Raw genomic sequence first — 18,717 nt, 5'->3', positions numbered from 1 at the left:
AAAAATTCCGTGTAAACGGGCCTGACGCTGTTTATAAACTGGGTAGATGGGTTTCACCCTTACCCTTGCCGCCTCTGAAGGGTAAAAACAGCCACAGGGGCTAAAATTTCAGATGTTGCTCAATCTCGTCCAGAATGTCGGCCTCGTCCTGTTTGCTGATGCCGAGGAAGGGGCGGGCAGTCATAGTGAACTGTCTGCCCTTGCGACCTGCCGGGCCGCCCAGTTGATGGACAGCGGCATATTTCTGGGGGCTACCAATAATCAGGTTAGACCCCTCAACCTGGCTGTTGATGTTGAAACGTAATTGGTCATCCTGCAGGAGGATTTTGAGCGGTTTCTTTTTCTTGGCCTTGCGCTTTAACGTAGAAGCCTTCAGCGCTTGCCACTTATTACCTGCCGGATCGATCTCCTTATCCCAACGCTCCCGGATATTGGCCTCCAGGGCTAGCCCGATTGTTTTCAATGCCGGTTGGATAGTGCCAGCCTTGCGGGCCAGCGCTTCTAACCGCTTTTGAGCGTCCGGCAGATTGTGGTTGATGGTGACCAGACTCACCGCTTTTCTCCCTGGGTAATCTCGGCCCGGATGCCCTTGGCGATGTCAGGCGGCAGCTGGTTGATACGGTCGTTGAGGATCTGCTTGCCTTTAGTGGCTGCCTGGCCTGGGTTGTACTGGAACCCTGGATCAATGCCGTTGGGAATGGTGAACGTCCGGCCCTGTTTGTCGGTCCACTGGTAACTGCCATCCTGTGGCGCACTGCGCTTGGCCTGGTCGCCCATTCGCTTGATGTCCCGTTCGCCAACGCTGAACACTTTGCATTTGCAGCCCCAGCCGTTCTGCGGGCTGTGGGTTGCCCACCAGGGGTCGTCTGCAGGCAACACGGTGCCGTTCCATGCCAGGTGCAGCGGACGGGGGCGGATTGAATCACCGTGGCGGTATGCCAGATATGGGCGGGTTTTCAGGACATCAGGGTCAGTGACCTGCTGCCAGCGACCGGCGTTGTAGGCCTGCCGGGTATTGGTCTCGTAGACGATGCGGGTACGCCAGTTGCGGCCACCGTTGTAGGTCCAGCCGTGGCGCTCTACTATGGCGTCCCACTGTTGGCGGAACTGTTCCAGGGTCAGGCCGCTGCTGATAGCCTGGTCAACGGCATCACGGATATCGCTGATCAAATCCCCTTTGATGGCACCGGCGATCATGAACCCCTGGGAGTGCTGGTCTATGAACAGGTCATTCCAGCGCTCAGTCGGGATGCTGACCTTGTTGCGGAAAAATGCGATCGCTTCTTTAAAGGGGAGGTTTAGAGCAGAGATTAACGATGCTTCGGCGTATGTATGCCCGGCTGCCCAATCATGCATACGGGTGATCTCGGCAAACGATGCACCAGCCTCTGAGGCGGCTATTTCGTCAATCACCTCTGCCCGGCCTGCCAACCTGGAGAGCAACAGGCCGTCGCGGATCGGCGCGGCCAGGTCGGCCAGATCCAGCCCCTGAACCTTCAGCAGGTCGGCCCGCAGGTCGATCAGATTACCGGCCTGATCAACTTCCCGCTTCAGGGCCTGCAGCCATTTGGTAATAACTGGCTCCGTTACCTCAGACAGGCGGGTGGCGGCGATATCGGCAGAGTCCTGGGCTGCAGGATCAGGGTCGGCAAACTGCACGGGCGGCAGAGGGTCAACACTCTGCACCCTACCGGTTTTGCCTATCAGGGATTTGGGGATCACCGGGGCCACGTCTGGGGCTGCGTCTTCAATATCCTCCGGGTCCAGGCTGTAGGTCTTGATGTAGTAGGCCGTGGTCAACCGCTTGCCGGATCGCTCCATGGCCTGGGTCAACTTGTCATCACGCTCGGCCTGGGTTGTGTCGATCTGCTCTTTTTGCTTCAGTTTCACCAGGGGAGCATCTGCAGCGCTGCCCCAGTTGATCTCGCAGATCCAGTTAACTACCTGCTGCAGGGTTTCGGTAATCAGGTTGGCGTCATCATCACGGATATCATCCCGCACCGCTGTGGCTGCTGATTCGCCGCCCAACTTGCCGGGGGTAGATTCTCCGGCTCCGGCATGACCCAACCATATAGTTGATATGGCGTTGTTCGCCTCAGCAATGATCCCGCGATACAGATCCGTTGTGGCGGTTTTAGTGCCACTTTCAAACGGGGCGATGCTGCCATCATCAGGGATTACGGCGGCGGCGTCCTGAACCATCCTGGTTAGCCTATCCAGCATTTCCTCACGCTGTTCAGGTGTTGCAGTGCGGGGCAGTTTGCCCACTGGCCAGACCTGCCCGAATTTCTCGCTGAACTGGACCCAGAAGCGCCAGCCGCCCTTCTTGAATGCCACGGGCCAGAAGCATCGGCTAAGCAGGCCCAGACCGTAGGGGTTGTCATAGCTGGCCTCGTTGGTGGGGCAGATGAATTTACGGGGCGGCAGTTCCTCACCGTCCATCAGGTGGTCACGGCTACGGAAGCGTAGTTCGTTGTTTTGGCCATAGACAAACCAGCGTTGCGGTTTGCCCACCAGATCAACCGGTACGGTCAGACCGTATTTGTTGCCCCATATCACTTCAATGGGGGCGTAACCGTAGCCTCTGGCCTTCAGAATGGTCTCTATGATGCTGTTGATTTTAAGGCCTGCGAATATCTCTTTAACGGCCTTGAAATGCTTTGTTGAAGAGGTGCCGCGCTCAACAGAGCAAACCAGCGACTTGGCAGCGCCGGTGCGGTTGATCAGCCCACCGCCCACCCGGTCATCAATCAGCAGATCGGTGTAGACCTGTATGTCCTTACCCTGGGCCTTCAGGACCGGATCAGGGTTGGGCAGGTACATGTTGCCAATGGCGTAATAGTCCATTGAACGACTACGGACGGCTATCTCTGTAGATAACGAACCGGAGGTGGCAGCCGGTTCGGCAAAACGCATATATGAGCCGTCAGGAAGGTAAAGGCCGTTTGACATTATCGGTACCCCGCAAGGATATCTCTGGCTGATCCGGTACTGAAACCGCTGAATTGATGTACAGGGCGAATGATGGTGGTTGGCCTTGATGCTGCCCAACCGCCCACACCACCCTGCAGCATGCTGATGGCTGATTCAGCCGCATCAGGGCCGTCATCGTGGACGGACTTATTGAGGATGTAGACAAACTGCTCAACCAGCAGGTTCTGGTCAGACTGCCCCCGTTCAAACAGAAACTTGCCGTATTCCCACAGATAGGAGCAGGTGCCGATGATCCGGCCTTCCTTGTTGGTGCTGTGGTGAACCGGCTCCCAGGGGAGATAGCGGCCTGCATCACGGGCATAGTTTTGGATAGCCTCGTGCAGAAAGTCCTTGAGCATGTTCTCTTCAATGCCGATCCTGCCGCCGTAGGTATCAAACTGGTTGTAGGCAGCGGTGAACATGGCGGCAATGGACTGCTTTTTGATCCAGGCATGCAGGCAGCGAAACACCATGGTAGGCCGATGCAGGCCGATGGTGACACAGGCCCGGAAGTCGTTGCCTTCGCCAGCCTTGGCCGATGGATCAAGGAAAGTGGCTATCTCCAGCGCCAGCTCCACCAATTCAATCCGCTGATAGTAGCGGGCCTGTTCTTCCGGGAACGGCGTATCCTCTACGCCCACCTTGTTCATCATTTCCTTGTTAAAGGTATATTTGCCCACATCCCGGCGCTTCTTGCGCAACCGCTCCATAGGCCAGTTGGCAGGCCACAGGGGACGCTCATTCGGCCCGCCTTCATCCAGAATCGCCGCGTAGACCTTGGACCAGTAGCGACGCTCTCCGGTCTCTTCGTCAATGTCGGTAATCAGTTGGACAATGGCGCTCTTGCTGTGGAACAGGTTGCCCACCATGATGGCCGAGTAACCAGCCCCCAGCGAACCCAGCACAGCACCGCGTATCCAGTTGATGATCTTCTTGGTGGTACGGGGATTCTCGACGGTTTCGTCGTTTTCCATGTCATCAAAAATGACCATGTCCGGGCGGTACTGGCGGTAGCGGATACCCCGAACCTTATCGCCACGGCCACGGGCCAGAACCTTGACACCGTTGCTGGTCTCGAATTCGTCATCGCTCCAGACCTTTGTTTTCAGGTTGCCGAAGTCATGCTTGAGGCGTGGGTTCTCTTCCAGCTCGGCCTTGATCTGGGCACTGAAACCGGTGGCCTGATCATGGGTATCAGAGCAGGGCCAGATAAACCGCTTCAGCCGGTAAACAATCTTATGGACCGGGTTACCCAGGGTAAAGAAGGTGGACTTGGCGTGTTCACGGGGAGCGCCGATAATGTCAAACTGGTCTTGATGTTCAGTGGCTTCCTGCCACTCTTCATGAAACTCACCAAAGGCGCAGGAAAAGTAGTGGGGCAGGTAGGTCTCAAAGAAAAAGAGGAGGTCGGTTTCGCCTCTCTTCTTACGTGCTGCCTGCTTTTCCGGGGTGTCGTTTTCAAAGGGGGATACGGACTCGCGTATCCACGCCTTCAGCTCGGTGAGCTGTTTATCGAACTGACCCTCGGTGAGGTTTGGGCGCTTACGCAGGGCCATTGTTCATCAGCTCCGTTTTAAACTGCATGGTCATGGCGTCAAAGTCTGTTGCCAGCACCTTCAGCCCCTCCGGGTCATTTTCCCGCAACCAGGAAACAATCCACTGCAGGTTTTCCAGAAACACCTTGGCCCGGTCATAACCGCTACCCTGGGATTCGATGGCCAGGAACTTAACCACCAGCGCCCCCAGCTTGCTCAGATTATCCAGGGTGCCGCCTTCTACTGCACCGGCTAAGCGGCTCTCGGCATATTTCAGCTCTCTGTCCAGCAGGGCTTCCATCCGCAGGCCGAAGCTGGCTTTACGTTCCCTGGCCTTGTCCCATTCATCCCCAGCCCGGCGCTTCCATTCGCTGGCGGTCTGGCGGGATACGCCGTGGGTCTCGGCAGCCAGGGTCAGGTTGCCGGTCTCAATGTAGGACTGGCGGACAACGGTCTCCAGCTCTGCTTTGGCACCCTTCGCAGCCATTAGCGTAGGGCCTTTTCCAGACGGGCTATTTCGCTGTTGACTACCTGCAGTTCAGCCCAGGCGGTTTTCAGCTCATCAAATTGTTCATCCAGCAGCGGGATCTCCAGATCAGCGGCAGGGGTCAGCAGCGTGTTGAGACCCTGACAGACCAGGCGGGCGTTGCCCTCAATCTTCAGCTCCAGCCGTTGCCGTTTTTGTCTGGCCTCGGCCAGCTTGCCCATCATGGCGGCGCGTTCCAGGTTCATAGTGCTTTCTCCACCTTGGGGTCTTTACGCATGATCGGGCAGTAGATGTTGTTATCCACACTCTCTTTAATGCCCTGCATGGCCTGTGTGTTCAGGATCACCACATCCTGCAGGGAGGCGGCGATCTTCTCGAAGCTCTTCACCAGCGACACGTTGTCGGTGTACATGGTGACAACGGCGGCATGCCGTTTCTCATAGATGCGGGTAAACCACCACATGCCCAGCCAGGGGCCAACGGTTACCAGCATGAACACGCTGATCATGGGCCACGCGCCAATCTGTTTGACAATGGCGGCTATGGCGGTTAGTGCGGCTACGTCCTGTGGTGTCACGTGATCCTCCGTTGGTTGACTTCAAGAGCTGCCTGGCAGTCTACACAATGGGTGGCGGTTGGCTGTGCCCGCCGCCTGGCTTCTGGTATCGGTTCTCCGCACTCTTCGCAGTGGCTCAGCCCTACTCCTAGTTTCTGGTGGCGCCAATGTTCCCGCAATGCATCGGCGGTGTACTCTTCAGCGCGGGCCTGCGCGTGGTCCATATCATCGGGCACGGTTGCCCCCTCGATAGCCGTTCAACAGTTTCTCCAACCCCGTGGCATAGCCGCTTAGTTGTTCCAGGGACTCGGCGTACAAGCGTTTAACCTCTGCAGGCGGCAGGCCTGCTTTAAGGTGGCGGATTGATAGTTGTGGTCGCTGGGCCACCGGGGGTGGCGTGCAGGGCACGGCAACCGGTACCTCTACGGTTTCCGGCAGAGTGCAGCAGCCGGACAGCAGCACTGTCAAAGCAAGTACCAATCGTTTCATTGAGCCTCCCACCGGGCATTGAACTGCAGGCCCCAATTGATCAGCCAGCCGTCAGATTCAGGGCATGATTGCGGTATGGCTGCTACAGTGACCTCACGTACCCGCTCTACCGTTACGGTGCGGACCTTTTCGGCAGCGGCCTGGGCTGCAAGCACCCGCTGGGCCTGTTTGTCGGCTTCGGTCTTCCACTGCTCAACCGCCCTGTTCTGTGTGATGATCTGGTCGCCCAGGCTCTTTTTCTCGGCCTGTAGTTTGCCGATGGTGGCGTTGGCAGCGGCCAGGCGTGTGCTTTGAATCTCAACCGCTACCCCCAGGCCGATGCAGATCAGCAACAGACCGGCGCAGGTATAGAGCATAGCCTGGAGGGCCACGGGCGACCGCCCGAGGTATGCGAGGGCAATGTCGATCATTTCACCAGACCCTCGATAACCAGCTGTTCAGGTAGCGCGTCATACGTGGGTTTGCATCTACGATCTGGATGTACCGCCCCAGCTGGTAGCCGTTCAGTAGTTTCCAGAACCTGGTACGGTTTGTTTTTTTAACGGTGTAGTCGTTGATCCAACGGATGGTCTCGCTGGTGATCCGGCCATTAAGCGGATAATCTTTGCCTTTGCCGTTCAGATGGTTGCAGGTCTTTTGCAGGATCAGGGCAGATGATTTAGCACCGCAGTTAACGGCGGTGTCGAAAACCTCGGTGGCAATAGCCTGGCTCTTCAGCTCGGACAGGTGCAGCGGGTTCCAGTAATCGCGCTCATAGATTTTGGCGGCCTGGTGGATGGTGAGGTTGCGGATGTCCAGATTCGGGTAGCTGTTGGTGGCAATACCAAACTTGGTGCAGCCTGCCCTGCCAACGCCGACCTTGCCACCGGTCCAGTTACCAGGATCATTGCGGTCACACTGCAGGCCGCCTTCGTGACCGAATACCACCACCAGGGCCTTGTTGATGTCTGCAGCAAAGGCTGGGCTGACAGTAAGGGCGAGCATGGCTACAACAAGTATCAAACGCATGGGGCCTCCTGTTGTGCGGCAGGGGGCGGCCCCCCTGCCGTTGCGCCGGAACATCCGGCTATCCTTTCGACAATGCTGTCGGGCGGTTTGTGATTATGGACCGGGGCGGTTTTTATGCGCCTGGGGTCAACGCGCCAGGGCGCTGCCGGTCCAGAGTTGGAGATACAAGCAGGTATGGGTATATAGGAGGTGGGAAGGGTAGTCAGTTGATGGGTTCAAAAAAAGAGCCCCTCTCCGTTGTGGAAAGGGGCCTTGGTGATGGCGGGCTTATACGCCGGTTAGACGTGGTGTGTCAATGGGGTAGCGTCTAACTCCCGCTGGACCGGACATGCCGGTCAGCTCGGTGTTATGTCCCAAAACCCGCGCAAAACCTTAACCCCATTGTGTAGCCATTGCCTGCGCTATCCCTTCATAGGTCTTGCTGCGTTCCTTCCAACGTTCGGGGCTTGGCGGCATTCTGTGTATTCGGCTTTCCCTACCGTCCACAATTTCGGTAGGTATCAGCGGCGGCAGTCCCTTCAGCCACAAACAGGTTGCCTTTGTCTCGCCATGCCCAAATTGCCACGGCTGTATAACCTGGTCTGGCTTGCGCCAGATTGAAGACATGATGCAAACCGGATTTTCCACGGCTATCATCGGTATGTCTGCCTTTGCCAGCATCATAAAAAAGCTGATCGCAGACTGTTGCCGCCCATCCATTTTCTTCGCGTCAAAATGCCTCGCTCCAGAAACAGACAGGTGCGTACATGGCGGGTGTGCAATCATCAAATCCCAACAGCCATGCAGCACATCCCGCACATCCCCTTGGTAATGTGGCCCAGGTGCGTCAGTCGGCAGCAGGTCGCAACTCATTGCGTCGTGTCCTCTGGCTATAAAAGCATCCCGTACCGTTCCGCTATATTCACAAGCTATTAAAATCTTCATAGTCAAAATCCTTATGGCCTATCGGCCAGCGCGTGTTTTAAAACATAACGGCCTAATCAACTCGGACTTACTTACTCCCCGCTGAATTTTGGCGGTTTCTCTTCTGCTGGCCCTGCCCATCTGTACGCTTTAACCCGTAAGCCGGTTATCACGTTGGTTAGATCAAACTCTCTTGCTTCCACCCACCGTCCTCTTCTTTTTCCTCCAGCAGCTTATAGATCATCCGCTCTGAAAATCCGGTATCCAGTGCCAGCCGCCGAGGGGTGAGCTTTTTGCCATGCTTCAGCACGTACCGGACTTTGACCTGCTTCAGGATGTAGTGGGGGTTGGCCAGATAGACCGGTATGGACGGGAACGCAGCCGCCAGCTTCAGGGTAGCCTCCAGCCCGATCACGGCCACTACATCGCGGTAATGTTCGTTCAGATCGGTTTCAGGGTCCAGCTCGGCCAGCCATTTCAGGTCATCCCGTTCCATGGGTTACCTCCACTGATCCGGGCAGTGCTGCCGGATGTATTCCACAATGCGCGGATCAGTAAAGACCATCCGCCACCAGGCCGGGCCGTGCTGTTTCTTCATGCCGTTCTGAAACATCTTTTTCAGGCCCTCAATGGCAAGGTATGCCTCAGCAGAGGTGCGTACCGTACCCTCTTTAATCCCCATCCGCTTTTCCAGAAACAGGGCCAGCCCGTTGGCTTCACGCCACTGTATCAGCTCTGCCACGGCGTTGATTTTGTCCCGTTCATCCTGGCTGGCCAGGGCAATTACGGTGCCCTTGTTCCTGGGGATAGAGGGACGGGGACGGCGCGGGGCAGGGGCGGTGTTTTTCTTGGGCTGCACCGCAAACCCCTTGCCTTCCAGCTCACGGATGAATTCACCAGCCTGGTCATAGCTGAGTTTGGTGCAGGAGGTGACGCCGTAGCGGTCCTGGAGCATATCGCGGTAGGTGGCATCATCAATCTGCAGGCTGTTGCAGGCCAGCTTGATTACGGCGATCTGCTTTTTGTTGATCGGTACGCCGGTCTTGCGTTTGCGATAGGTATTAGCCATGTCAGTCCCCTCTACTTCAATCCATCCAGTATATCCTGCAGTTTTGACGCTCCATCTGCATGTTGTTCTGCAGTGCGTTGTGGAGCTGGCTGGGCTTTTTGTGGGCGTGGCGGCAGGTTGTCAATCAGGTCTGCAAGCTGCGGCCACTGTTTTAAATGCAGGTACAGCAGACCGAATCCCTTATGTATCCGTGGCTGATCAATCTCTTCCGTCAGATCCATATCAGCCATTAGCAGCAGCCACATTTCAGCCGTGGCAGGCAGCATCTCAACTGCAGGGGCTCCGGGCAGCGCCAGGCATATCAGCTTTTGAAACGCCTCACCTATCTCCAGACGTAGCCATGCATCCGGTTGCTCAAGTCCGGCCTGTTTCCACTGCGCAAGGGCCTGTATGGCCTGGACACGACGGGGTACATGCTGCAGACCTCTCCCCCCTTCAGAAAGGGGGGCCGGGGGGGATTTAAAGCGTTGTTCAAAGCGCTGTATCGGATTATGCATTGCAGGTCTCGGTAATACGTGCGGCATCGTTATCAATCTGTTTAACCAGCATGGCAAGCGGGGTATCTACCTGGGCGGCAACCCGCACCCGGCGTTCAAACCGTTTAAGCAGGGCCAGATTCAAGAGTATGGCGTTGTAATCTCTGGTCAGCAGTACGGTCATGCCTTCGTTGTTCAGGGTTTTAATCAGGTGCTGCTGTTTTTTCTCATCCATGTCGATACCCTCAAGCATTTCTGTTCAGTTTGCGAAATTGAGCAATTTGTCTATTTTGTCTATTTAGCCGCTCAATGGGTGGCCGGACGCTACCCCTCCTGATTCAGGAGGGGGCTGGGGGGTGGTTCCGGCCACCGGTTCAACGGTTAACTGCCCTCTGGTTTATATTCCCTGCAGGTGTAATCCTGGTTGACGCTGATCCCCAACAGCCTGCAGTTGAGTACGGGCGTAGCGTGGTTGCCTGACCCTTTCCACCCTGCGGTTTTCCGGGTGCAGTAGCGGCACCGTTTATCCCCGTCCTGTTTGGTGGCCGGTCGGTAATCTGCACGGGCCTTGATTGAGGTACGCATCTGGGTCATCAGGATATCTCCAGAACTTCGCCCAGCTCGGTCTTGACCATGGTTACCGCCAGCCCCAGCCGTTTAATGTGATCCCGCACCGGCATATCATCGCGTAATGTGGTCATGGCCCGGCGCAGGTCTCCGACTGTTTCAACCACCTTGGTAGTAATGATCTGTTCTTCCATCATGCCACCCCCCTACAGTGCCGCGATGCTGAGCGGTACGGCATCGTACTCACCCTGCTCATTGCGGACATACAGCCTGATCTGCCGCTTGCTGCTGACCACTTCAATCGCTTTGTCGATGATCATCATCCCTTCATTCCACAACGGGTTATTCAGTTTGTAGGCCCGAAGGCTTAATACTTGGGCAACCCGTACCTGACCGTTAGTAGGGAACAGTATCGCCAGGACAATGGTTTTCAGGTCGTTGGCCTCATCAGGGTATTCATCCACAGCGTCCAGCAGTTTCTGCCGGGCTATCAGCAGTTCTGGCCCCAGGCCGATGGTTTCCTGTATGGCTAGAGCCAGCCTGTATTTACGATCAAAGGTGGTAAAGGTCATATTTCCCTTAGATCCGCCTCGTTTCGTGTTGTATTCCTCAAAGAGAACATTCACGAAGGCGGTGATATCGGTAAAGGTGTGCAGCTTGAATCTGGACAGCAGCGCGCTTAACGGCAACCAGATGCAGGCAATACTTAACACCATGTCATGTTCAAGAAGATCCTGCGCCTTGATGTTCTCTATCCTGACCAGGTCGCCGTTGCCGTTCTCCATACGCCCGTTGATTACCTGCGGGTGTGTTGCCTCGTAGGCGAGGCGGTCCTGGCGTTTCAGGGCATACCCGACAGCGCCGGTTGAGTCAGCCCGTTCGGTTACTTCGCCCCAGGTGATCTGGGCCATATCATCAGCGGTGTAACCTGGATCTGCAGACATGATGCGGACGGCCTCCTCTGCTGCGGCCCTGGCAACCTCTTTGTCCGGGTGGTACTGCATGCCCTCATGTGGGCTGTAGCTGTAATGGTTCATCGCTTGTTCCTTTCTCGTGCCAGCGTGTTATTGGTGATAATGTCGTTTGTGTGTACATCCCAGTAGCGTTTAGCGGCTTCGTGCTGTTCTGCCAGCGCCCTGATATAGCGGTCGTTTGCGGTGGTGATCCGCAGCGACCAGCCGCCTATGCCGCCGAATACCGCTGCCAGGGCAATAGCTGCCAACCATGCCCTGGTGCTCATTTCCAGAGCCTCAGCGAACCTGAGGCCAGTAGCCCTACGGTCATCCGATCAGAGTTAAGCGCATGTTCCTGCATCCAGCGTTTGGTCCGGCTCCACTTGCGCCGGTTCTCCAAGTGCTTCAGTATTTTTCTGATGGCGTTAAACATGTTAGCCCTTCCTTTCCGTTTGGTTATCAGCGGTTTTTGCCGCGTCTGCGCAGGCGACCAGTAACAACATGATGGCGGCACCGCCCAGGGAGGATGCTATGCAGTAGCCCCAGTGGATCATGATTGCCCCCCTTCTGCACCGGCCAGCATGGCGCAGGCCTTAGCCTCAATCCGCAGGGTGTAGGGGGCATCAGCCCCGGCCAGGCTGTGTAGTTTATCCAGCAGCAGCCCGGCAACACGGGCCAGCCCGATCACGGTTTCCCGTGGCACCGACACCATCAGCACGGCCCGACCGGCCACCTCGCACAGGGCACGTTCCAGATCTGCTGTGGCACTGTTATCGGCAGCCGGTTCAGCCAGGTTGTCACACAGTGCAGGTACCGTCAGCCCACGGCATCCGAGCCAGGCAATAAGCTCAGGCCGTGTCTCTGCAAATGCCTGCACATCAGCAGCAAACTTACCTGCATTGGCCGGAAGTTTGCCGCTGTTCAGCGTCAGACTGACCTGTGTTTTGCTCCAGCCGGAGGCCGCAACAAACGCCTGTTGCGGTATTTTCAGTTCATCCATGGCCTGTTTCAGTCTCAGCATGCCTCGGCCCTCCCGTCTGTTGGTGCGGCAGTTGCGGTCCGGCGTTCCAGCACCGATTTAAGGGCGCTGGTTGCCGGGGCTGGTGCTGCCGGTTTGGTGCGGGCTGCTGCCCTGGGTACCGGTTGAGCTGCCGGAGTGGCAATGGCCCGGACATCCTCAACCGATACCTGTTCGCGGCCATCAGCCAGGGCGATGTTGAGCAGATTTATGCAGAGTGCCTGCAGTTCCAGATAATTGCGGGCGGCTGACAGTTCAGCCAAGGTCTCTACAGCGGCATCGTCAAAGTGCGTTCCTATGATTTCCCGCACATAATGGGCGGCCTCATTGGCGGACAGGCCCTGCATGCGCACCAGGTCTGACCGCAGCCGCACTTCAGAGACACCGGCACGGTTCATAGGATCGCTCTGGGCAACCAGGACAATGGTGCAGAGTTCACGCTGCCCGCACCATTCGATTTCCCGCAGGGTTTTGAGGCTGCGCAGGGTGTTTGAGTGGATGCGCTGGGCCTCTTCAATGACAACAACGATCTGATGTTCCGATCCCTGGGCGGTTTTTTGAGTGGCTGATGCCCCCAGTACGCGCCTGAGTTGAGCATGACTGGCTATGCCGCCACGCCGGACATCCTCCTCACTCAGGCCGGTGATGAGGGCCGTTTTGATGTCATCAATGGTGAGTTTTTCCTGGGCATCACGCTGCACCCTGATGATCTGCATAGGCACCGACATCCCCTTTAGAGCCGAGTCAACGGCCTCGGTTTTGCCGCAGCCCCGCTCCCCCACAATGCTGACCATGGCTCGGCTGTTGACGGCCATTGTGAGGATGCGACGGCAGCGCACCATGTCTCCGGTCTCAAACCTCACTGGCTTTTTAAACGGGTCGTGGGTGTAGCCAAGATTGACAAATGTTTCCAGTCTGGTCATACTACTCATGATTTGTACCTCCCTTCTGGGTTATGGCCTCCGGCGTTGCAGCGCCGGGGGCCGTTGTTTTTATTCTTCCCCTGCCCACGGATCATCCCCACAAATCTCAACTCGCTCCAGCCCGCCACGAATATCAGGCTCTACCCTGTACACCGTGACGCAGTCATCCAGGCCGCATTCAACGGGCAAATCCCTGTTGAACACTGATAACGCATCAACAACCTCTCCAACCGTTCTGCATGTTTGTTTTTGCACGGCAGTTCCCATTGTCCACCTCCATTTAGTTGTGCTACAGCGCTATCCGTTGCATCTGCTCTACCTGTATTTCTCCGGCCAGCTCTGCCACAAACCGCCGCGACATGCCGTTTTCACGGATGTAGGTCATCAGTTCATTCCGCTCGGTTCCCATAAACACTGATCCGGTGAGTGTCTGCAGATCACGAATGGCCTGGTTGATATCGTGATACGTGTCCAGGTCGAGAGGGTTCTGAAGCTCGCGGATGGTGGTTTTAACCGGGATTTTGATGACATTGCGTGGTTGCTCGGTTTTGATCATTTCTTGATGTTCCGGGGTGTAGAGCAGGTTCTGGACGCCGGTCAAATCTGCAGCGGCTTTGCGGGTTTGTTGATAGCCGGTTTCTGGCGTTGCCTTGAATTCGCCCAGCTTGTTCGGGATAAAGTCATCAACCTCATACTTGTTGCCGGTGGCGCGATCTACCACCACCATCTTGTTGTCAAACACGCCCTGGTAGACCCATACGCTGGCATCGTGCAACCCCTTGACCTCGTACAGGGTACCGTCAATACTGAAAGTGCCGTCCTGTTTCACCTCTCTGGACCAGCGCCTGACTATGGTATGCAAAGCGTTTTCAGGCATCAGCACGGCCCCGCCGTGGCGGCTGATCCTCTCCCATGCCTGCTTTTTGGTCAGCTTGCGCTCAAAGCGGTGCGGGTTCTGGTTGTAGCGCTCTGTCCAGCGGTTAAAACGCTCCATCAGTTCAGACATAGTTATGGTGAAGCTTTTCCAGTCTGAGGCCATAAAGTAGGCCTTTTCAAAGCTACGCCACATCTTTGACCAGCAGACCTCTATCTTGCCGTGGGCCTCCTTGTCGCCTGGCAGTGATGGGTCTATGTCAACATCCAGCCGCCCCAGGAACTCTTTAAATTCCGGGCTGCGCATCATGGGGCCGAGGTCACCCTTTAGCTTGTCCGGCAAACCGTAGAGGTCTTTGCCTTCCTGCTGTGACCAGGCATAACAGAGAAAGTCCATGTTGTCGGCTGCACTCTCGCCCCGTGCAGCAATCATGCGGGCGCAGAAAACGCCGCTGTGGTCATCAACCACGCCGTAGTACCAGGGGCGCAGGCCATCCACGGGTATTGGCTTGTTCTTGTAATCCCGGTGGCCTTTGTGCAGGCGCAGCAGGTAGTCACCACCGGGCAGTTCCTCAGCCACGTAGAAGCAGTCTGAACTGGAGGCGTCAACATGGTGCATTTCATTGGGGCGCTCTGCCTGAAAACGCTGAATGCGGCGGCGCTGCTGGTTAATACCCAGTTCACGGATGACCCGGTCAAAGGTGCCTACCGGTACCGTTGAAAATCGTTTGTCAATCATGCCGTTTAGTAGAGCGTTTTCCAGGGCATCGCGGGTAGTGATGGTGCCGCGATGTTCGGGAACGGAGTATTTGAGCATTGCTACGACGCGAGCAGCATCCTCAATACCGGTATGATGACGGGTGGCTGCCCGCTTGCGCCGGTTGGTGTTTTTGGGCAGCACACGGTAAATGGTTTGAGGGGCTACCTGGAGCATCCCCGCCCACTTTTCGATTATGCGGCGCTTATCGCCGTGTTTTGCTGTTTTCCAATCAGTTACAATCATCTGTACCACCCCTGGTTCTATGTCCCGTGCTGCCGCCATATGGCACCCCGATTTATTCGTTTTTAAACATGCACTGATCTGCCCATAGTTCGCGCAGCTCATTGGCCAGGTAGGTGCAGCCTTCTACATAGCCATCAACCCGCGCCATGGTTCCGGGGTGATCCTGCAGATCATCAAGGGCCATAACTGCCTTGATGCAACCGCCCAGTTGCGACATCAGATTATGTATCTCGGCGTACTGGGCCTCGTATTTGGTTTCATCAAGCTGCTGCGGTTCGTACTTTTCCAAGTCCTTAACCCGCTCCAGCAGGGCTTTCTTTTCTGCAGCAAGGCCGGCGACCTCCTCTTTGACTGCGCCTTTCAGGTCTTTTTCCAGCCTGGTATTGCGCTCCCGCAGGGTTTTGTTCTTTTCCAGTAACTTCTCAAGGGCGGCCTCAATCTCTGGTGCGGCATCATCCCCAAGAGAGATGGCCTCACCCTCAATCACTACTGTTTTGCCGTCATCGGACATTTGGAAGGATTCGCCGTCGTATTTTAGTTGGCGAAGCTGACGAAGTTCGCGATAACCGAGGCCAAAACCGGTAACGGTTACCAAAAACGTTTCTCCAAATTCGGCGAGGTTTTTCAAATCTGAATCTACTTTCTCTCTCGAAAAGCCCAAATATTCACAATACTTGTCCCACGTTCCGATATTTGGGATGTCTTTATATGCCTTTGATTCTTTAATACGTCGCAGCTGTACTAAAGTGGTAACGGTTAACACTTTCCCAACAAACGTAAAGGCCTGGATACGGCCTGCAATCTCATGAGCTTCGGCAATCCGCGCCTCCCTATCGGCCTGTGCCTCTTCTGCATTCAGGCGCTCTTCACGCTCTTGACGCAGGGTTTCCATCTCTATATGCAGCGCCGGATCAGTGGCCTCTGCTTTGCCTGGTGTCAGTTTCTGTCTCACTTAAGCCCCTCCTTAAGCAGGTTTGTGGCCTGTTCAATCAATTTTCTTGCCTGGACAAATTTGCCAAGAAACTCCATATCATCGCGCGTTATCCGAATATTGGTGTTTTGCTCGATTTCAAGGGCAAGCGATTCAGGGGTCGTGTCTTTTTCGGCGAACAATGCGCTGCCTATAATGCTGTGGACGTTTTCAGCTCCGAAACGCCGACAGGCGTCCATATTACTAGCCAGTATCGTGTTATAGAGTCCACCAAGACCCATAAAACTGTAATCACAGGTGCTGCTGTCCCAAGGTTTGATTTTCATGTCATGCCTCCAGTTGATTTAGTTCGCCCTGCAAGGTATCCATTCTATTGACCAGGCCCATCTTGTAGGCCGAGTACATTCCGGCCAGCCTGATCCCTGGTTCGTACATATCGTTGTTGACCCGCACCCACTTGCGCTCCAGAGCAACAGTAAGGTGGCTCATGACGGTGGCGTGGGGAATCTCCAAGGACCTGGCGATCTGTGCGCCTGATACCGGCCCGTTCTGCTGGTGCAGGTATTCGACTATGTCGATAAATTTGTAGTCTGATTGGACGGGTGTGTAGGTTTTGGGTGCCATGGTTATCTGATACCTCGCTTGGCTTGAATTGACTGCATTTCCAGCTCTATTGTTCGCTTCTGTTCGGCCAGTTGTGCCAGCCGGAGTAGATCGCGATCGGAAGGGTTGATGACTGCCGATCCGACCGGCTCCAGCACGTAGTTGATCGGCTCAAGGCTATGGGTTGCGACACAAAAAGCGGCAAAGCGCAGTATGCCTGGTTCGTATTCCAGGTTTGATGAGGTGTATTTATCAAGCATGTCCTTAGTGCAGTCTCGGCGGGTCAGGCGGCTGATCTGTGCGGCAATATCATACCGGTCCATACCGCTGGCGCTGATCTGCCTACTCATGAGCTGTTTCACGCCGAGCAGAATATCCAGCTGCCCCTCTGATACACCGGTGTCAAACAAGCTGGCCTGCTTTGATAGCCCGGTATCATTTTTAACTGTACGTTTTGACATGACGCTCCTCGTTTTCGCTGTTACGCTCAAAACAAGTTTGATATATTGATTTTCTGTGGAGGTTCAGCATGTTCCCCAATGATGCCAGATTCATATGCAGGTGTTGCAAAAGCCGTTTTTATTTCAGTCCGTCCACCTTTGATGCCGTGACACAAAGCAAACAGATTGCCTGCCCGCAGTGCGGCGTCACGTCCAAACATCCCGGCGATGTAGCGAGGTTCTTCAAGTTTTATCCCCGCTTGGTTAAGGCACAGGAAGGGCTGAAACGGGCCGGTTTTACGCTTACTGATTACACTGTGGTTGCCAACAGCTTCTGTATGATCCACATCAACAGCCTGACCCTGCAGTGCGAAGCGTGTAATTCCAGCGTTGCATTGCCCGAATCGAAAGCCTTTAAACTGGCCGACGAACCGGGATTGCTGAGCTGTAAAAAATGCAGGACTGCAGCGGCCCCGCTCAAAGCGGTTAAAGAGTTCTTTGTCAGCTACAGAGTTGTATCCAGAGCGGCTTTTAAGCTGCATACGGCCCTCTGGGATGTATTTGGCCCACTACAGCTTGACCCTGCTGACTATCCTGTTCAGTGGCCTGTCTACCGGGACGCAGCGGAGGAATAAGACCGTTGGAAATGGCGATCTGCACGGCATCCCTGAACGGTAGCTTCCTATGACAGGGCTGTGTTGCGTTGATAAGTTGTGCAGCTTCTTTGCGGTTCATGCTGCCTCCCTGTATTGCGGCGGGGTGTCGGGCCAGAGCGAAGTAACTGGTATTCCGCAGAGCTGGGTAAAGACAAGTCGGATGCGGTAGCCTTTGGCAGCCCCTTTAAACACCTGAGTAACACGCTGCCGGGAAACACGAGCCTCATCGCATATCTGTTGATACGTGAGACCGTTGCGTACCATTTCGGATCTGATGAGCCGAAAGCGTTCCAGGTCTGACATAGTGGTGATCTCCTCTTTTTTTTGTCGCATGGGGTTGACACCTGAAAACTTTGTTTTTGTAAACTGGCAATCAATCAATACATGAATCGCTGTATTCGTGTCAACGAGAAAATACACGTAATGCTGAATTTTAAAGAAATAGAAAACAGAATAAAAAAACGCACAGGCCTCACTGAAGGCAAAGATATTGCTGCGCTTTTCAAATTGACTCCACAAAATTACAGTAACAAGAAGGGGTTAGGGACAATCCTGCCGACGATAATTGAGTGGGCAATACAGGAAAACGTGAATTTGGATTGGCTACTAAAAGGGGAACAACCTGGGATCGTGGCGGAAGATGGGCCCAAATACATCAAAGGGCCTGTTGTGAAGCGCATAGATAAAATGCTGGAGGATATGGATGAAGAGGCACAGAGGGATGTTTTAAAATACACTAAAGAGAAGAAACTCCTTGTAGAACTGATGGCTGAAAAGCAAAGAAAGGCGGGGTAAGATGATTTTAAAACGTATGCCTTTTTATAACTATAAATGTCACAGTTGTAATAGTTTACGTGGTAGCCTCCGGTCTTTTACTGATTCTGAGTTGGATTGTTCTTGCGGTGGAAAATACGTTTACGATCCGACCTCGGATAACTGCCCGCATAATCGTTTAGGGCCAGAACGATCAAGATGGGGGCTAAAAGTTGTCAGGAGCTGCCTTGATTGCGGGAGCCACCTTGTAGATCCAGACGAATGGAACAAATTAGAGGACCGTCAAAAAATACAATGACAAACGGAGCGGCTATGAAAAAGATATTACTGTTGGGTGTTGTATTTTTAGCGATGTTAGGAGTAGTCGGATGCTCAGTGGAGGAGGACAAAAAAGCCATATCGCAGCCACCGCCCGCGACTACCAGTGTGCCCCAACCTGATGACAAAAATCAGTTTCTAGCGTACCACCGTGATTTAATG

31 protein-coding genes are annotated in these 18,717 nt (G+C 55.0%); 1 reads left to right on the top strand and 30 read right to left on the bottom strand.

The features are described 5' to 3' along the window. Positions 1-100: 100 nt before the first annotated feature. The 30 genes from OEL57_RS02350 to OEL57_RS02205 all read right to left on the bottom strand — a co-directional run bounded on the left by OEL57_RS02350 (position 101) and on the right by OEL57_RS02205 (position 17,796). Entirely contained in the window at positions 101-553 is a 453-nt protein-coding gene (locus OEL57_RS02350; RefSeq protein WP_300736546.1) for a phage virion morphogenesis protein, read from the bottom strand. Beyond that, positions 550-2,952 carry a phage portal protein family protein gene (locus OEL57_RS02345; protein WP_300736544.1) on the bottom strand — a complete coding sequence of 801 codons (2,403 nt, stop codon included), beginning with the start codon at positions 2,950-2,952 and terminating at the stop codon, positions 550-552. The genes OEL57_RS02350 and OEL57_RS02345 overlap by 4 nt, the downstream gene beginning before the upstream one ends. After that, positions 2,952-4,529 (bottom strand): hypothetical protein, encoded by a 1,578-nt coding sequence (locus tag OEL57_RS02340; RefSeq protein WP_300736542.1) that lies wholly within the window; start codon positions 4,527-4,529, stop codon positions 2,952-2,954. Before OEL57_RS02340 ends, OEL57_RS02345 begins: the two co-directional genes overlap by 1 nt. Further along, positions 4,516-4,995 carry a DUF1804 family protein gene (locus OEL57_RS02335; RefSeq protein ID WP_300736539.1) on the bottom strand — a complete coding sequence of 160 codons (480 nt, stop codon included), beginning with the start codon at positions 4,993-4,995 and terminating at the stop codon, positions 4,516-4,518. The genes OEL57_RS02340 and OEL57_RS02335 overlap by 14 nt, the downstream gene beginning before the upstream one ends. Further along, positions 4,995-5,240 carry a hypothetical protein gene (locus tag OEL57_RS02330; RefSeq protein WP_300736537.1) on the bottom strand — a complete coding sequence of 82 codons (246 nt, stop codon included), beginning with the start codon at positions 5,238-5,240 and terminating at the stop codon, positions 4,995-4,997. Before OEL57_RS02330 ends, OEL57_RS02335 begins: the two co-directional genes overlap by 1 nt. After that, complete coding sequence (locus OEL57_RS02325; RefSeq protein WP_300736534.1) at positions 5,237-5,572, bottom strand: hypothetical protein; 336 nt, start codon at positions 5,570-5,572, stop codon at positions 5,237-5,239. Before OEL57_RS02325 ends, OEL57_RS02330 begins: the two co-directional genes overlap by 4 nt. After that, entirely contained in the window at positions 5,569-5,787 is a 219-nt protein-coding gene (locus OEL57_RS02320; protein ID WP_300736532.1) for a TraR/DksA family transcriptional regulator, read from the bottom strand. The genes OEL57_RS02325 and OEL57_RS02320 overlap by 4 nt, the downstream gene beginning before the upstream one ends. Further along, positions 5,777-6,040, bottom strand: coding sequence for a hypothetical protein (locus OEL57_RS02315; RefSeq protein ID WP_300736529.1), 264 nt, complete (start codon positions 6,038-6,040; stop codon positions 5,777-5,779). The genes OEL57_RS02320 and OEL57_RS02315 overlap by 11 nt, the downstream gene beginning before the upstream one ends. Then, positions 6,037-6,411, bottom strand: a complete 375-nt coding sequence (locus tag OEL57_RS02310) for a hypothetical protein (RefSeq protein ID WP_300736526.1) — start codon at positions 6,409-6,411, stop codon at positions 6,037-6,039. Before OEL57_RS02310 ends, OEL57_RS02315 begins: the two co-directional genes overlap by 4 nt. A gap of 40 nt (positions 6,412-6,451) precedes the next feature. Beyond that, entirely contained in the window at positions 6,452-7,048 is a 597-nt protein-coding gene (locus tag OEL57_RS02305; protein ID WP_300736523.1) for a glycoside hydrolase family 108 protein, read from the bottom strand. Positions 7,049-7,420: 372 nt separating this feature from the next. Next, positions 7,421-7,972 carry a hypothetical protein gene (locus tag OEL57_RS02300; RefSeq protein ID WP_300736520.1) on the bottom strand — a complete coding sequence of 184 codons (552 nt, stop codon included), beginning with the start codon at positions 7,970-7,972 and terminating at the stop codon, positions 7,421-7,423. 157 nt (positions 7,973-8,129) lie between these two features. Next, complete coding sequence (locus OEL57_RS02295; RefSeq protein WP_300736517.1) at positions 8,130-8,447, bottom strand: hypothetical protein; 318 nt, start codon at positions 8,445-8,447, stop codon at positions 8,130-8,132. 3 nt (positions 8,448-8,450) lie between these two features. After that, positions 8,451-9,020, bottom strand: a complete 570-nt coding sequence (locus OEL57_RS02290; protein WP_300736514.1) for a regulatory protein GemA — start codon at positions 9,018-9,020, stop codon at positions 8,451-8,453. Positions 9,021-9,031: 11 nt separating this feature from the next. Next, positions 9,032-9,517, bottom strand: coding sequence for a hypothetical protein (locus OEL57_RS02285; protein ID WP_300736511.1), 486 nt, complete (start codon positions 9,515-9,517; stop codon positions 9,032-9,034). Continuing rightward, positions 9,510-9,731 (bottom strand): hypothetical protein, encoded by a 222-nt coding sequence (locus OEL57_RS02280; protein WP_300736509.1) that lies wholly within the window; start codon positions 9,729-9,731, stop codon positions 9,510-9,512. Before OEL57_RS02280 ends, OEL57_RS02285 begins: the two co-directional genes overlap by 8 nt. A gap of 146 nt (positions 9,732-9,877) precedes the next feature. Beyond that, positions 9,878-10,090, bottom strand: a complete 213-nt coding sequence (locus OEL57_RS02275) for a hypothetical protein (protein ID WP_300736506.1) — start codon at positions 10,088-10,090, stop codon at positions 9,878-9,880. Then, on the bottom strand, positions 10,090-10,260 hold the full coding sequence (locus tag OEL57_RS02270; RefSeq protein ID WP_300736504.1) for a hypothetical protein: 171 nt from the start codon (positions 10,258-10,260) through the stop codon (positions 10,090-10,092). The genes OEL57_RS02275 and OEL57_RS02270 overlap by 1 nt, the downstream gene beginning before the upstream one ends. A 9-nt stretch (positions 10,261-10,269) precedes the next feature. Beyond that, on the bottom strand, positions 10,270-11,100 hold the full coding sequence (locus tag OEL57_RS02265) for a DUF3164 family protein (RefSeq protein WP_300736501.1): 831 nt from the start codon (positions 11,098-11,100) through the stop codon (positions 10,270-10,272). Next, on the bottom strand, positions 11,097-11,303 hold the full coding sequence (locus OEL57_RS02260; RefSeq protein WP_300736498.1) for a hypothetical protein: 207 nt from the start codon (positions 11,301-11,303) through the stop codon (positions 11,097-11,099). The genes OEL57_RS02265 and OEL57_RS02260 overlap by 4 nt, the downstream gene beginning before the upstream one ends. Beyond that, positions 11,300-11,449 (bottom strand): hypothetical protein, encoded by a 150-nt coding sequence (locus tag OEL57_RS02255; protein ID WP_300736496.1) that lies wholly within the window; start codon positions 11,447-11,449, stop codon positions 11,300-11,302. The genes OEL57_RS02260 and OEL57_RS02255 overlap by 4 nt, the downstream gene beginning before the upstream one ends. A gap of 117 nt (positions 11,450-11,566) precedes the next feature. Further along, complete coding sequence (locus tag OEL57_RS02250; protein WP_300736493.1) at positions 11,567-12,037, bottom strand: hypothetical protein; 471 nt, start codon at positions 12,035-12,037, stop codon at positions 11,567-11,569. Continuing rightward, positions 12,031-12,966 (bottom strand): AAA family ATPase, encoded by a 936-nt coding sequence (locus tag OEL57_RS02245; protein ID WP_300736491.1) that lies wholly within the window; start codon positions 12,964-12,966, stop codon positions 12,031-12,033. Before OEL57_RS02245 ends, OEL57_RS02250 begins: the two co-directional genes overlap by 7 nt. Positions 12,967-13,026: 60 nt before the next feature. Continuing rightward, positions 13,027-13,224: a hypothetical protein gene (locus OEL57_RS02240; protein ID WP_300736487.1), complete on the bottom strand. Its 198-nt coding sequence runs from the start codon at positions 13,222-13,224 to the stop codon at positions 13,027-13,029. Between the two features lie 22 nt (positions 13,225-13,246). Next, positions 13,247-14,833, bottom strand: a complete 1,587-nt coding sequence (locus OEL57_RS02235; RefSeq protein WP_300736485.1) for a hypothetical protein — start codon at positions 14,831-14,833, stop codon at positions 13,247-13,249. A gap of 52 nt (positions 14,834-14,885) precedes the next feature. Next, on the bottom strand, positions 14,886-15,785 hold the full coding sequence (locus OEL57_RS02230) for a hypothetical protein (RefSeq protein WP_300736483.1): 900 nt from the start codon (positions 15,783-15,785) through the stop codon (positions 14,886-14,888). Then, a complete protein-coding gene (locus OEL57_RS02225) occupies positions 15,782-16,090 on the bottom strand; it encodes a hypothetical protein (RefSeq protein WP_300736482.1) in 309 nt (102 codons plus the stop codon). The genes OEL57_RS02230 and OEL57_RS02225 overlap by 4 nt, the downstream gene beginning before the upstream one ends. Position 16,091: 1 nt before the next feature. Further along, the gene (locus tag OEL57_RS02220) at positions 16,092-16,388 is read right to left on the bottom strand and encodes a hypothetical protein (protein ID WP_300736480.1); all 297 of its coding nucleotides are present in this window, start codon (positions 16,386-16,388) and stop codon (positions 16,092-16,094) included. A gap of 2 nt (positions 16,389-16,390) precedes the next feature. After that, positions 16,391-16,828, bottom strand: coding sequence for a hypothetical protein (locus OEL57_RS02215; RefSeq protein WP_300736479.1), 438 nt, complete (start codon positions 16,826-16,828; stop codon positions 16,391-16,393). A 26-nt stretch (positions 16,829-16,854) separates the two neighbouring features. Further along, the gene (locus tag OEL57_RS02210; RefSeq protein WP_300736477.1) at positions 16,855-17,349 is read right to left on the bottom strand and encodes a hypothetical protein; all 495 of its coding nucleotides are present in this window, start codon (positions 17,347-17,349) and stop codon (positions 16,855-16,857) included. Positions 17,350-17,538: 189 nt separating this feature from the next. Next, positions 17,539-17,796, bottom strand: coding sequence for a hypothetical protein (locus OEL57_RS02205; protein ID WP_300736474.1), 258 nt, complete (start codon positions 17,794-17,796; stop codon positions 17,539-17,541). A gap of 90 nt (positions 17,797-17,886) precedes the next feature. On the opposite strand from OEL57_RS02205, the gene OEL57_RS02200 reads away from it, so the two are divergent. Next, positions 17,887-18,258, top strand: a complete 372-nt coding sequence (locus OEL57_RS02200; protein ID WP_300736470.1) for a hypothetical protein — start codon at positions 17,887-17,889, stop codon at positions 18,256-18,258. Positions 18,259-18,717 lie beyond the last annotated feature (459 nt).

The sequence above is a fragment of the Trichlorobacter sp. genome (assembly GCF_030247655.1).
Classification (GTDB): domain Bacteria; phylum Desulfobacterota; class Desulfuromonadia; order Geobacterales; family Pseudopelobacteraceae; genus Trichlorobacter.
This window is presented reverse-complemented; position numbering and strand designations above follow the sequence as displayed.